The sequence below is a fragment of the Promicromonospora sp. NPDC060271 genome, from assembly GCF_042726755.1.
GTDB lineage: Bacteria > Actinomycetota > Actinomycetes > Actinomycetales > Cellulomonadaceae > Promicromonospora.
The window spans coordinates 20,972-34,696 of record NZ_JBHXBG010000038.1 but is presented as its reverse complement, the minus strand read 5'-3'; the positions used below and the strand labels follow the sequence as shown (position 1 = coordinate 34,696).

Annotated in this window: 8 protein-coding genes; all 8 read right to left on the bottom strand. The window is 72.6% G+C overall.

The features are described from left to right. Positions 1-68: 68 nt before the first annotated feature. The 8 genes from ACFWE2_RS08535 to ACFWE2_RS08500 all read right to left on the bottom strand — a co-directional run bounded on the left by ACFWE2_RS08535 (position 69) and on the right by ACFWE2_RS08500 (position 13,575). The gene (locus ACFWE2_RS08535) at positions 69-1,814 is read right to left on the bottom strand and encodes a dipeptide ABC transporter ATP-binding protein (protein ID WP_377223783.1); all 1,746 of its coding nucleotides are present in this window, start codon (positions 1,812-1,814) and stop codon (positions 69-71) included. Next, complete coding sequence (locus ACFWE2_RS08530) at positions 1,811-2,773, bottom strand: ABC transporter permease (protein WP_377223782.1); 963 nt, start codon at positions 2,771-2,773, stop codon at positions 1,811-1,813. The genes ACFWE2_RS08535 and ACFWE2_RS08530 overlap by 4 nt, the downstream gene beginning before the upstream one ends. Further along, positions 2,766-3,692: an ABC transporter permease gene (locus tag ACFWE2_RS08525; RefSeq protein ID WP_377223781.1), complete on the bottom strand. Its 927-nt coding sequence runs from the start codon at positions 3,690-3,692 to the stop codon at positions 2,766-2,768. The genes ACFWE2_RS08530 and ACFWE2_RS08525 overlap by 8 nt, the downstream gene beginning before the upstream one ends. Positions 3,693-3,844: 152 nt before the next feature. Beyond that, a complete protein-coding gene (locus ACFWE2_RS08520) occupies positions 3,845-5,515 on the bottom strand; it encodes an ABC transporter substrate-binding protein (RefSeq protein ID WP_377223780.1) in 1,671 nt (556 codons plus the stop codon). A 247-nt stretch (positions 5,516-5,762) separates the two neighbouring features. Then, positions 5,763-6,467 (bottom strand): ABC transporter ATP-binding protein, encoded by a 705-nt coding sequence (locus tag ACFWE2_RS08515; protein WP_377223779.1) that lies wholly within the window; start codon positions 6,465-6,467, stop codon positions 5,763-5,765. After that, the gene (locus ACFWE2_RS08510; protein WP_377223778.1) at positions 6,464-7,435 is read right to left on the bottom strand and encodes an ABC transporter ATP-binding protein; all 972 of its coding nucleotides are present in this window, start codon (positions 7,433-7,435) and stop codon (positions 6,464-6,466) included. Before ACFWE2_RS08510 ends, ACFWE2_RS08515 begins: the two co-directional genes overlap by 4 nt. A 54-nt stretch (positions 7,436-7,489) precedes the next feature. Then, positions 7,490-10,309, bottom strand: coding sequence for an FtsX-like permease family protein (locus ACFWE2_RS08505; protein ID WP_377223777.1), 2,820 nt, complete (start codon positions 10,307-10,309; stop codon positions 7,490-7,492). Continuing rightward, positions 10,309-13,575 carry an FtsX-like permease family protein gene (locus ACFWE2_RS08500; RefSeq protein ID WP_377223776.1) on the bottom strand — a complete coding sequence of 1,089 codons (3,267 nt, stop codon included), beginning with the start codon at positions 13,573-13,575 and terminating at the stop codon, positions 10,309-10,311. The genes ACFWE2_RS08505 and ACFWE2_RS08500 overlap by 1 nt, the downstream gene beginning before the upstream one ends. Between the last annotated feature and the right edge of the window lie 150 nt (positions 13,576-13,725).

Genomic DNA, 13,725 nt, shown 5'->3' with positions numbered 1-13,725 from the left:
TGTCCGGGTCGCCCGGGGTCACCGGGGAGACTCGGACAGGCGCTCTACTTCGACGGACCTGCTTCGGGTCAGCCGCCGATCTCCAGGCTCGCGCCCGGGATCGCCGCCAGCAGGTCCCGCGTGTACTCCTGCTGCGGGTTGTCGAACACCTCGTCGGTGGTCGCGTGCTCCACGATGCTGCCGTCCTTCATCACTGCCACCAGGTCGGCGATCTGCCGCACGACCGCGAGGTCGTGCGTGATGAAGAGGTAGGACAGCCCCAGCTCGGCCTGCAGGTCGTTGAGCAGCGTCAGGATCTGCGCCTGGACCAGCACGTCGAGCGCCGAGACGGCCTCGTCGAGCACGAGCACCTCTGGCTTGAGCGCCAGCGCACGCGCGATGGCGATGCGCTGCCGCTGCCCGCCCGACAGCTCGTTCGGGAACCGGCGCATGGTCGCCTGCGGCAGGGAGACCATGTCCAGCAGCTCGCGGACGCGGGCCTCGCGGGACTTGCGGTCGCCCACCCGGTGCAGGGCGAGCGGCTCCTCGATCGACCGGAACACCGAGTACGTCGGGTCCAGCGACCCGTACGGGTTCTGGAACACCGGCTGCACCCGACGGCGCAGCGCGAACTGCTCCTTCGCGGACATCTTGGCGACGTCCTTGCCGTCGAACATGACGGTGCCCGACGTCGGTTCGAGCAGTCCCAGCACCATGTTGGCCGCCGTGGACTTGCCGGAGCCCGACTCGCCCACCAGAGCGAGCGTGTGCCCCTTGGGCAGCGCGAAGTCGATGCCGTCGACCGCCGTGAAGTCGGTGTGCGTACCCGGCCGGGAACCACGGATGCGGAACACCTTGGTCAGGTCCTTCGCCACGACGACGTCGGGTGCCGACGCCTGCACCTCGTCCGCGTGCTCGGCGAGCAGGTCCTCCGCCTCCGCGCCACGCTCGTGCGCGGACTGGATGCGGCGCGAGGCCAGCGACGGGGCCGAGGACACGAGCCGCTTGGTGTACTCGTGCTGCGGGTCCTTGAGGATCTGCAGCGCCGGGCCGGACTCCACGATCCTGCCCTTGTACATCACGATGAGGTGCTCGGCGCGCTCCGCGGCCAGGCCCAGGTCGTGCGTGATGAACAGGACGGCGGTGCCGAGCTCGGCGGTCAGGTCCTCCAGGTGGTCCAGGATCTTCTTCTGGACCGTGACGTCGAGAGCGGACGTCGGCTCGTCGGCGATGAGCAGCTTCGGCCGTGAGGCGAGGCCGATCGCGATGAGCGCCCGCTGGCGCATACCGCCGGAGAACTCGTGCGGGAACTGGCGGGCCCGGCGCGCGGCGTCGGGCAGGCCGGCCTCGCCGAGCAGCTCGGCGACGCGGGCCGTCCGCTCCGCCCTGGTGCCCTGGAAGCCGTTGGCGACCAGCGCCTCGTCGATCTGCGTGCCGATGCGCCACACCGGGTTCAGGTTGGACATCGGGTCCTGCGGAACCAGGCCGATCTCGCGCCCGCGCAGGTCCTCGATCTGCTTGCGCTTGAGGCCGACGAGCTCGCGCCCGCCGAACGAGATGGACCCGCCGGTCACCTTGCCGGTGCCGGGCAGCAGGTCGATGATCGCGTGCGCGGTGGTCGACTTGCCGGAACCCGACTCGCCGACGATCGCCACGGACTGACCCGGGTAGATCGTGAGGTCCACGCCGCGGACGGCGTCGACCTTGCCGGTCGCCGTGGTGAAGGAGACCTGCAGGTCGCGGATCTCAAGCAGCGGGGTGCTGTCGTCACGCTTCTCGGCGGGCACCGGGGTGTCCTCGGTGGATCCGTCGGTGAGGGTGATCGTGGTGGTCATCGCTTCCTCGCCTTCGGGTCGAGGGCGTCGCGCACCACGTCGCCCAGCATGATGAAGCCGAGCACCGTGAAGGCGAGCGCAGCGGCCGGGTAGAACATGATGTCCGGGTTGGTGCGGATCGAGGCCCGTCCGTTCGACAGGTCACCGCCCCAGGAGACGGTGGACGGGTCCAGCCCGATGCCGAGGAACGTCAGCGTGGCCTCTGCCACGATGAACGTGCCGAGCGCGACCGTGGAGTACACGATGATCGGCGCCGCCGAGTTGGGCAGCACGTGCCGCCAGAGGATGGCGCCGCGGCTCATGCCCAGCGCCTTGGACGCGGTCACGAACTCGTTGTTCTTCACGCTCAGGACCGCGCCACGCGTGATCCGGGCGATGGTGGTCCAGCCGAACGAGGCCAGCACCAGGGCCACCGCCAACGGACTGCGGGACGGCACGATGCTGAGGATCACGATTGCGGCGAGCACGAACGGCACAGCGAAGAAGATGTCCGTGACGCGCGACAGGATCGTGTCGATCCAGCCGCCGTAGTAGCCGGCGATGGCGCCGATCGCGGTACCGAGCACCACGACGAAGGCCGTCGTGAGCAGACCCACCAGCACCGACGCGCGAGCCCCGTAGAGCGTCCGCGTGTAGATGTCGCAGCCGATCTTGTCGGTGCCGAACAGGTGCTCTCTCGACGGCGGGAGCAGCGAGTCCGGCAGGACGCAGCCGTTGCGCGGCAGCAGGTCCGTGAACGCCCCCGGGGCGATCGACACCACGACGACCACCAGGATCATCAGCGCGGAGACCCAGAACAGCGCGCGGTGGCTCATGTCCCGCCAGGCGTCGCGCCACATGCTCGACGGCGCCTCGTCGACCGAGACGGCGTCGACCACGCCGACCTTGACGTCCTCGGGTGCGGCCACGAAGTGGCCCTGGCCCGGACGCGGGGCCTTGTCGTAGCGGTTCTCAGGCATAACGGATCCTCGGGTCCAGGACGGCGTACAGCAGGTCCACGAGCAGGTTGGCGACGATGTAGACGAGCACGATCACGGTCGACATCGTCACGATCGTGACCGCTTCGCCGCGCTGGATCGCCTCGAAGAGCGTGCCACCCACACCGTTGATGTTGAAGATGCCCTCGGTGACGATCGAGCCGGTCATCAGGTTGCCCAGGTCGACGCCGATGAAGGTGACGACGGGGATGAGCGAGTTGCGCAGCACGTGCCGGGTCGTCACCTTGTCGCGCGGCAGGCCCTTGGCGCGCGCGGTGCGGACGAAGTCGGCGGTCACGTTCTCGATCACCGAGGTACGGGTCAGGCGCAGGATCTGGGCGAACGACGTCGTCGCGAGCACAACGGCAGGCATGAGCAGACTGATGAAGTCGGGATCTCGGCCGGCGGTGACGGGCAGCCAGTCGAGGCGGACGCCGACGACGATCTGCAGGACCAGACCGGTGACGAACGTCGGCAGCGCGATGAGCAGCAGGCTCAGCACCAGGACGGTCGAGTCGAAGATCTTGCCCTTGCGGATACCGGCGAAGAGGCCGAAGCCGATGCCGAAGATCGTCTCGATGGCGAGGGCCATGATGGCGAGCTGGAACGTGATGGGCAGGGCATCCGCGACCACCTCTGCGACCGGACGACCGGTGAAGGTGTTACCGAGGTCGAAGGTGAAGATGCCCTTCAGGTAGTACAGGTACTGCACGATGAACGGCTGGTCCAGGTGGAACTGGGCGCGGATCTGCTGCTGCACGGCTTCGGGCAGCCCACGCTCACCGCCCAGTCCGGCCACGGGGTCACCAGGGCGCAGGAACACCAGCGCGTAGAGCAGCAGGGTGGCGCCGAGAAACACAGGGATCACCTGCAGCAGCCGGCGACCGAGATACCAAAGCATCGAAGATTCTCCTTGGGCGGTTTCAGCGAACCATTCTCCCGGACAACTTCCCGGCGGAGCGCCGCAGCACAGTGGAAGGCGGGGTACGCGACGTGCGTACCCCGCCTCACCTGGAGCGAAGCGTCACGCCGGAGATCCGGACGTGATCAGGCTCACTCCGACTTGGTCACCTGGTACAGCAGCGGGTCGCTGTCCCAGCCGAACACGACGTTGTCGACGGACTCGGACCAGCCACCGGTCGCGTTGTTGTACCAGAGCGGGATGCCCGGCATGTCCTGGAACAGGATCGTCTGGGCCTCCTTGTACAGCTCGACCGCCGTCTCCGCGTCGGGCGCGCCGTTGGCCTCGGTCAGCTTGGCGTCGAACTCCTCGCTCGAGTAGCCCATGTCGTTCGAGCCGGCACCCGTGCCGTAGATCGGGCCGAGGAAGTTACCCATCGCCGGGTAGTCGGCCTGCCAGCCGCCACGGAAGAGACCCTTGATCTCGTCGTTGTCACGCGCGTCGAGGAACTCGTCGAACGTGGGGTACGCGTCGAACTCGCAGTCGATGCCGAGCGTGTCGCGGATGCCGTTGCAGACCGGGTCGACCCACGACTGGTGGTCGCTGTCCGCGTTGGACGCGATGTACAGCGGCTCGTCGCCCCACGGCTCGATCGCCTCTGCCTCGTCCCAGAGACGCTTGGCCTCCTCGGGGTTGTACTGCAGCACCTCGTTGCCCTCGAGGTCCTCGCTCCAGCCGTTGATGACGGGAGAGGTGAAGTCGGTGGCGGGGGTACGCGAGCCGGAGAAGACCGTCTCGGTGACCTGGTCGCGGTCGATCGCCATGGAGATGGCCTGACGGCGCATCAGCCCGGCCTCGCCCTGGAAGCCCTCGACGTACTCGGGGACGTTGATCACCTGGATGACGGCAGCGGGCTGGTTGACCGCACGGTCACCGAGCTCCTCCTCGAACGTGCCGAACGCCGACGCCGGGACGTTGGTGACGATGTCCAGGTTGCCGTCGAGCAGGTCGTTGTACGCCGAGTCCTCGTCGGTGTAGGCGACCAGGTCGACACCACCGTTCTGGACCTCGCGGTCACCCTGGTACGACTCGTTCGGGCGCAGCTCGATGAGCGCGTTGTGCTCCCAGGTCTCCAGGACGTAGGGGCCGTTGCCGATCGGGGCCTCACCGGCCGCCTCCGGGTCCTCGAAGAAGGACTCGGGCAGCGGGTAGAAGGCCGAGTAGCCCAGGCGCAGCGGGAAGTCGGACTCCGGCTGCGTCAGGGTGACGTTGAACTCGGTGTCGCTGACGACCTCGAGGCCCGAGAGCTCCTCAGCGGCCGGCACCTCGCCCTCGATGGGCGCACCCTCCTCGTCGAACTGGTCCTCCGCGAGCTGGAGATCCGCGAAGCCCTCGATCGGCTCGAAGAAGTAGCTCAGGTTCTGCGCGTTGGGGCCGTAGGCGCCGTAGTTCCACGCCTTGACGAAGCTCTCCGCCGTGACCGGCGTGCCGTCCGAGAACGTCCAGCCGTCCTTGAGCTTGACGTTCCAGACCTTGTTGTCTTCCGACTCGATCGACTCAGCGACCTCGTTGTGCACGACGCCCTCGGCGTCGTAGTAGACCAGGCCGGCGAAGATGTTGCTCGTGACCTTGGATCCGAAGACCTCGTTGGTCATGGTCGGGATGATCGGGTTCTGCGGCTCACCGTTTCCGACCGTCACGATGCCGGTGCTGGTGCCCTCGCCGGTTTCATCGCCGCCGCCGCCACCGCCACAAGCGGTCAGTACGAGCGACGAGGCGAGCGCGAACGCGCCGAGCCCCACAAGACGCTTTCGAGGTGTCACGTGTCCTCCTGGGTAGCAGTTCACCCCGAGCCGACGGGTCGCGGTCCGGAGCGATGCGGACGCTTCTTTGCGCCCAGTGATAACAGACCTAACGTAGCCGCTCCTTGCAGATGACGATGACCACCTCACAGGAAAAGCCACCGAGTTGTGACCATCTCGGTATACGCGGGTAACACTCGGTAACAGTTCTGACCAGGCGGTTCTCACGCCCGTAACAAAGGTGTCGTCAGGCCTTTCACCAGGAAATTCACCCGTTGCCTCGGTCTATTACCCGGCCGTCGTGAAGTTCCACCACCCGGTCCGCGCGAGCCATCAGCTCCGGGTCGTGCGTGGAGACGACGGCGGCGACACCCCTCTCGTGCACCACCTGGGCGAGCAGGTCCATCACCACGGCAGCGGTCCCGGAGTCGAGCTGTCCGGTGGGCTCGTCAGCGAGCAGCAGCTCAGGATCGGCGACGAGCGCGCGGGCGATGCCCACCCGCTGCTGCTGGCCGCCGGAGAGCTCGTAGGGCCGCTGCCTCGCGTGCCCGGCCAGCCCGACGGCGTCCAGCGCGGCCGCCACCCGTTCCGCGCGCTCGGCCGGGGCCGTGCGGCGCAGCCGCAGCGGCACCTCCACGTTCTCCGCCGCTGACAGCACGGGCACCAGCCCGAACGACTGGAACACGTAGCCGATCCGCTCACGCCGGGCGGTGAGCACCGCCTTCTCCCCCAGCGCCGTCAGCTCCGCGTCGCCCAGCCACACGCTGCCCGACGTCGGACGGTCCAGGCCGCCCAGCAGGTTCAGCAGCGTCGTCTTGCCCGAGCCGGACGGGCCGCGCACCACGAGCAGCTCGCCCGCCGCGACCTCCAGCGACGCGCTGGTCAGCGCGTGCACCTCGCCCGCCCCGGTACCGAACACCCTGGTGAGGCCCTGGGCGCGCAGCACGGTGCGCGCCTCGGTCGTCGTCGTCATCGGTCCTCCTCGGTCTCGCGGTCCGCCGCGGGGGACGGCGCCGCCGGCCAGACGCCCACGTGGTCCGGCTCCAGGGCCAGCCGCACGCGGTCGCGCAGGTCGAGCGCGTGCACGAAGTCCTGCGGGAGCTGCAGGCGGCCCACCCGGTCGAGCACCGCGAACTCCTCCGAGACGTGCCGTGCCTGACCGTGCTCGTCGGTCTCCGTGCGCCGCAGCGTCTCCGTCGAGGTACGGCCGTCGCGGATCTGGACGGTGCGCGCGACGTGCTCGGACACCGTCGGGTCGTGCGTGACGATCAGGGTGGTCACGCCCGTCTCCCGGTTCACGCCGCGCAGGGCCTCCAGCACCTCGACGGAGGTCGCCTCGTCCAGCTCGCCGGTCGGCTCGTCGGCCAGCAGCACGCGGGGGTTGTTGGCCACGGCGACCGCGATCGCCGTCCGCTGCTGCTCCCCGCCGGACATCTCGCCCGGCCGCCGCCCGGCCACGTGACCGACCTCCAGCAGCTCGAGCAGGGCCTCGACGCGGCGCGCGCGGTCCCGCCGCGACAGGCTCGACCCGCGGGACGCCAGCTCCAGCGGGAGCCGGACGTTCTCGCTCGCCGTGAGGTACGGCAGGAGGTTGCGCGAGGTCTGCTGCCACACGAAGCCGACGGTCGAGCGCTGGTAGCGCACCCGTTCGGTGTGCCCCATGGTCAGCAGGTCGGTCCCCGCCACCACCGCCGACCCGCCGGTCGGTGTGTCCAGGCCGGAGAGGATCGTCAGGAGCGTCGACTTCCCGGACCCGGACGCGCCGACGACGGCGACGATCTCCCCCGGGTCGACGCTCAGCGTCAGCCCCTGCAGCGCCTGCACCTCGACGCCGTCCGTCGCGAAGATCCGGACCAGGTCGCCGCACCGGATCTCCCCGCCGCCCGCCGGTACGGCCGACGCCGGGGCGCCGCCGTCCGTCAGCTCGATGGTCGTGCTCATCGGGTCCCCTCTCGAACTCCTGGGTCTCGAACGCCTGGGTACAGGGTCGTCGCGTCAGTCATTGCTGCCCATCCGCAGCTGGGCCGCCACCTCGCCGCGCCGGCTCAACGCCGCCGCTGCACCCACCGCCGCCAGCACCACCACGACGAACCCTGCGGCGGCCGCGCCGAGGAGCAGGGGGTCGTACTGCGGACCGGGTTGCGTCGTGCCGCCCGTCAGCGCCGTGACGTCGACAGCGGCGAGCACGAGCGACGGCACCGCGACGCCGAGCACCGCGCCAACGGCGAGCGCCACCACCGCCCACGGCCCGATCTCCCAGCCGACGAGCCCGCGCCCCTGGCGTGGCGACAGGCCGAGCGTCTGCAGCACGGCGAGCAGCCGGGCGCGCGCGGGTGCCGCGAGCATCAACGTCATCACCACCGCCGCCGCGCATAACAGACCCGCGAGGAGCACGGCCAGCACGAACGCGATCACCAGCCCGCCGGAGACCGGCGCCGCCAGCATCTCGTCGGCCTCCTGGTCCGGGTCCTCCACCATCGCCGACGGGAGCAGGCGGGTGATGTCTGCCCTGACCGCCGAGCGGTCGGCGTCGTCGGTCAGGCCCACGAGCGCGAGCCGCGGGTAGGCGGTGTCGCCGGTGGCCGAGGCCAGCCGATCCGTGTCGACGAGGACGAGCGCGCGGCCGGCCGGGAGGCCGGGCAGCTCGTCGACCACGTCGACGACGTGCACGGCGACGCCGCCCTCCTGCGTCGCGAGCGTGATCCCCGTACTGCCTGGGCTCACGCCGGGGCCGGCAGCGGCTCGGGTGAGGATCACCGGGACCGCGTCGTCCGCCTCGCCGGAGCCGGTCGCGCGCGCCAGGTCGCCGAGCGTCTCCGGCGCCCCTGCCACGTCCGCCTGGGCGGTCGCGAGCGCTGCCGCGTCAACGGTGTAGATCTCCGCACGGCGGGTCTCCGCGTTCGAGGAGGCCCCCTCGCCCTGCAGGACGCCGTCGCCGACCTCGCCGACCGGGACCACCACCTCGACGCCGTCGAGCGCGGCGATCTGCTCGGCCACCGGCTCGTCGACCATCGGGCCGGAGATCCGGAGATCGGCGCCGGTCGCGCGCCAGGCCTCGCGGACCACGCCGCCGGAGACCGTCGAGTACAGCACCGCTGACGTCGCCGCGACGGCCACGGCGAGCACCAGCGCCACCGCGGGCACGGGTCCGCCCGCCGGGTCACGCGTGGCGCGGGCGGCCCCGAGGAACGGCACCAGGTCGCGGCGCGGCGCGAGCGCGCGCTCGACCGCCAGCGCGATCCACGGGTAGGCCCGCACGGCGAGCAGGGTGAGGGCGAGGGAGACCAGCAGCGGCGCGGCGGCCACCAGCGGGTCGACGCCGGAGCCCGCACCCGAGCCGGCCACCACCCCGCGGGAGAGCAGCAGCCAGGTCGCGAGTGCCGCGCCCGCGACGACGAGCACCTCGAGCACCCAGCGCACGCGGCTGCTCGAGCGGGGCGCGAGGTCCGCCCGGGTCGTCCGGAGCCCGGCGGGCGACGTGGCGAGCGCGAGAGCCGCCGCCGGGGCGAGCCCCGCCGCGAGGGCGAGCCCTACCTGGCTCGCGGTCACCGGTGCGTCCATCCCGAGCGCGGCCGACAGCGCGAGGCCCGCCGCGAACCCGACGGCCGCCGAGCCGAGCCCGACGACGAGTCCTTCGCCCCCCATGAGCAGGCGGAGCTGGGCCCCTGACGCTCCGCGGGCGCGCAGCAGCGCGAGGGCCGAGCGGCGCCGGTCCACGACGAGCCGGGCGCCCAGGGCCAGCACGGCGACGGTCGCGCCGAGCGGTCCGACGGCGAGGACCGCCACTATCGCGTCGACACCGGTCCGCTGCGCGAGCAGGCGGTCCAGGATCTCGCTGAGCCGGCTGTCGGGCCGAAGCTGCATCGGCGTGGGGTCGTCGGGGCCGGCCGCCACGGGGATCACCTTGGCCGAGAGCCCGTTGACCTGGGACAGGAGCTCCGGCACGGCGTCCGCCGTCACGTCGTCGGTGCTGACCGGGTACCAGATACGGGTCTCGGCGTACCCGAGGGTCAGGGGCACGATCATCGCCGGGCTGACATAGACGGCGGCCGTACCGAGCAGGCCGCGGTTCGGGTCGTTGATCAGGGAGGCCCGTGCGCCGAGGCTGTTGTGCAACCAGTAGTCGGCGTCGGGATCACCGGCGTCGAAGATGCCCGTCACGACCAGGCTCGGGTAACGGTCCGCCAGGGCGACCACACCCGAGCCGCCGAGCGTCTCGTACCGTCCGCCGAGCTCCCAGCCGTAGGCGTCGGCGACGGCGCGCGACACCGCGACCTCGAACGGCCGGTCGCCACCGGCCGGTGTCGCCACGGGCCAGCTCCCCTCGACGAGGTCGGTCCGGTCCGCCAGGCCGGGAGCCGCGCGGAGCAGGATCTTGGCCTCGGCCAGCTCCGAGGCCGGCACCGGGTCCGTGTAGGCGAGCTCGGTGGCGCTCACGTGGAAGTCCGGCGCACCCATCGCCGAGCGCAGCGGCTCCGGTACTTCGGCGCGCACGGCGTCGAGGTTGGCGAGGAACGGTGACCAGTCGGGCTCGACGGGGGTGTCCGCGGCGGGTTCCTCACCGGGGACGTAGTACATCCCGCCCGGCGGCTCCCCGGGAACCGCCCCGACCACCGAGATCACGTCCTTGGAGAGGCCGGAGGCCGCCGCCGTCTCGTAGGCGACCTGGTCCGCGTGCATGGTGGCGACGGCGCGCGGCGCGGTCGACAGCACCCCGGCCGCGAGGAACGCGACGACGCCGAGCGTCGCGGTGGCACCCCAGGACGTGCGGAGCTGCCGCCGCGCGAGCAGACCTAGTCCGGACAGTGCGCCCATCAGCGGACCTCCTCCCGGTAGGTGGTGTCGCGGGCCTGCCCGGCGACGCGCCCGCCCACCCCTGCCGCCACCAGGACGAGGCCGGCCACCGCGGCGGCCAGCACCAGGCCGGTTCCAGCGGTCTCCAGGACGAACCGGGCCGGTGGTGCGGCGGAGATGCCGGTGAGCGTCGCGGCCGCGAGGCCGCCGACCACGAACCGTGCCACCCACCAGCCTGCGACGGCGCCCACCGCGAGCGCCACCAGGCCGACGGAGACCAGCTCGGCGGACCGTGCCCTGGCCTGGGCCGCCGGGCCGAGCCCGACGGCGCGCAGCACGATCACCTCGCCGCGCCGCTGGCGCAGGGTCGCGACGGCGACCGCGAGCACTCCCGCGAGGGCGAGCACTGTCGCTCCCGCGGCGGCGAGCCAGAACGAGACCCGCACGGGTACGGCCGTCGCCGTGGTGCCCTGGCCGGGCGTCGTGACATCCGGCCGGTCGCGGACGGTCGCACTGGTGGCCTCTGCCGCGACGGTCACCTCCTCGGCCAGCCGGGTCACGGCGGCGGCGGGTGCCGCGGCGCCTGGCGGTCCCGCGGCCAGCCAGACCTCGCTCGTCAGCGCCGGTTCCTTGACCTCACGGACCAGCGCGGCAGCGAGCGCGCCCCGGTCCAGCAGGGCGGCGTACGGCTCGAGCGCGCCGGGCACCGTGCCCGACGACCCGACGGCAACGACCGCCAGACGTGTTCCGCCGAGGGTCAGCTCGAACGGCTCCTCCGGCTCGATGCCCAGCTCCTCCGTCAGCGAGGAGGAGACGAGCAGCGGGACCGGGGCCGGTTCGGGTGTGGTCAGGAGGCGCAGTCTGCTGGCCCCCGCCGCGCCGTCACCGAGCGGCATGCTGAGCTCTGCCTCGCCGGGCGGCGCGTCGGGGCTCAGCTCCAGCCCAGCGGGGCCGTCGAGCAGGTCGGACGGTGTCCACCCGGCGACTTCCAGGGGCTCCCCGCCGGCGGTGAGCCCGACGACGCTCAGCCTCGCGTCGGCGAGCCACCAGCCCGGCCGGGTGTCCAGGTCGAGGGCGGCGACGTGCCAGGCCTGGCCTGCCGGGGGCGGAGGCACCACTGCGGACAGCTCGTGCGTGGTCAGGTCCGGGCCGAGGGTGTCGCCGGTCCCGTCGCCCTCTGCGAGCTGTCCGAGGTCGAGCGTGGCGAGGGTCCCGTCGGGCGCGGCGAGCACCAGCGACATGTCCAGCTCGTGCGAGGGCCCACCCGACGTCGTCACGCCCGGCGCCGGCCGGATCCAGCCGCTCATCGTGAGGCGGACGTCGCGGGCGTCGTCGGGCAGGACGGGCGCCGTCGCGAACGGGTCGCCGGCCAGGTCGGCGGCCACCCGGTCGACGTCGAGCACCTCGGTCGGGGCGCGCATCACGGCGGGCAGCGCGGCCGCCGGCAGCGCGAGCATCGTGACCGGGCGCCCGTCGGAGTAGGCGGTGGTGGCCAGCGCGGGCGCCGCGGCGACGGCGTCCGGGCCGGCTGTGTCGGTACCCGGCCCGCCCAGCAGGTACGGCGCCGGGTCGAGGGGCCCGTTCTCCGGTGCCGTGACCCGCACGTCGGCGCCGTTGGCGAGCACGTCGACGTCGGCTCGCAGCCGCTCGGCGGTGCCGGTGTACCCGCCGGCCAGGGTCGCGGCACCGCCCGCGAGCACGAGCAGGACCACCGGCACCACGTAGACGACGAGCCGCCGGGCCACCTGCCGGGCCGCCAGCGGCCCGACGACGCCGCGCGACCGGCCGGCGAGCGCCGCCCACAGCCGGGTGGCCGGGCCGAGCACGGCCATCGCCGCCACGGCGAGCGCGGCCAGCACGAGGGCCGGTGCCGCTGCTGCCGTGAGGTCGGTGCGCGCACCGCCGGGGGTGGTCAGGAGCGGGGAGCCGTAGCGCAGCAGCTGGCTGACGCTGACCGCCGCGGCGGCCACCGTCAGCACCACCGTGCCCAGCGCGGCCACCTGGCGTACGCGTCCCGAGCGGTCGGTCACCTGTCTCCGGACCGCCGCCTGCGCCTGCAGCGCCGCGACCAGGGCGAGCGTCGCGGCCGCCACGACGGCCATCGCGAGCGCCACCGCCACCGGTGTCGCCCCGGGGGCGGCGGCCCCGGTGTCCGACGCTGCGACGATCTCCAGCGCGGCCCATGCGGCGGTCCCGCCCGCCGCGGCGGCCGTCAGCGCCAGCAGGACGCCCTCCACTACGGCGGCCGCCGTCACCGTCCCGGGCGAGGCTCCGCGCGAGACGAGCAGCGCTACCTCCCCCTCCCTCGTGGCGGCCAGCAGCCGCGCCACCTGCACCAGCGCGACCAGGCCCACCAGCGCCAGCAGGCAGAGCGGCACCAGGGCGACGGCGTCCGCCGCGTCCAGCGCGGCCACGAGGTCGGCAGCCGTCGTGCCGAGCGTTCCCACGACGGTCAGACCGCGGGGCGCGACGGACGTGTCCTCGCCCAGACCGCCCTCGATCCCGGCGGCGAGCGCCGCGAGGGCGGGCAGGTGCGCGGGGGTGACCGCCGCGCCGTCGGGCACGACCGTCCAGCGGGCGAACGGGTCGGTGTCCAGGCCGGCCAAGGTCTCCTGGCTCACCACCACCGGGCCGGGGTAGGCGCCGTCCGAGCCGGTCAGCGTCGCGGGGTCGCCGAGCCAGACCGCGTCGTCGGGGTCGGTGATCCGCCAGGTCGCGGCGATGGTGACCGGCGTGCCGGTAGCGGTGGGGCTGTCCGGGTCGACGCCGAGGCGAACGGTGTCGCCGACGCTCAGGCCGGCGGCCTGAGCGGCGTCGGCCTGCACCGCCGCCTCGTCGGGGCCGACGGGCCAGGCGCCGTCCGCCAGGGTGACACCCGAGGCGCCACCGCCGGCCAGCGTCTCGGCGCGCGACGAGGCCGGGAGCAGCGCCACCGACCAGCGGCCCAGGTCCTGCCCCTCACCGCCCCGCGTGTACTGCGGCTCGGTCCGCACGTCGTAGGCGACCCGGTGCGGCACGCCGTCGAGCAGGTCCGCGAGCACCTGCTGGACCTTGGCGTCCTGCGCGTCGGCCGCGTCGCCGTCCGCCATCCGGGTGGCGAGCTGCAGCGCGCGGCCGGACGGCTCCGCGGCCGCGAGCCCGTCACGGGCACCGGCGGTGGCGGCGGCCTGCGTCCAGCCGACGGTCACGCCGAGGGCACCCGTGAGCACCGCCACCAGCAGCCAGACGAGCGCGAGCAGCCCACGGTGCGCCGTGGACCGGCGGGCAAGGAGGGTGGCTCGACTCACGGGGCCAAACTAGCCGTGGCCTGTGACACGGACTACGAAATTTGTGGAGCCCAGAGCAACGATCCGATCACGCACCGATGCCGATGGCCCTCACTGAGTGATTGGGCCCAGAACTCACGTGAGTTCTGGGCCCAATCACTCAGCAAAGCC

Coding starts and splice junctions, on each gene's coding strand:
- ACFWE2_RS08525 (WP_377223781.1), bottom strand. CDS start 3,692: ATGCTTTGGTATCTCGGTCGCCGGCTGCTGCAGGTGATCCCTGTGTTT.
- ACFWE2_RS08505 (WP_377223777.1), bottom strand. CDS start 10,309: ATGGGCGCACTGTCCGGACTAGGTCTGCTCGCGCGGCGGCAGCTCCGC.
- ACFWE2_RS08530 (WP_377223782.1), bottom strand. CDS start 2,773: ATGCCTGAGAACCGCTACGACAAGGCCCCGCGTCCGGGCCAGGGCCAC.
- ACFWE2_RS08515 (WP_377223779.1), bottom strand. CDS start 6,467: ATGACGACGACGACCGAGGCGCGCACCGTGCTGCGCGCCCAGGGCCTC.
- ACFWE2_RS08535 (WP_377223783.1), bottom strand. CDS start 1,814: ATGACCACCACGATCACCCTCACCGACGGATCCACCGAGGACACCCCG.
- ACFWE2_RS08510 (WP_377223778.1), bottom strand. CDS start 7,435: ATGAGCACGACCATCGAGCTGACGGACGGCGGCGCCCCGGCGTCGGCC.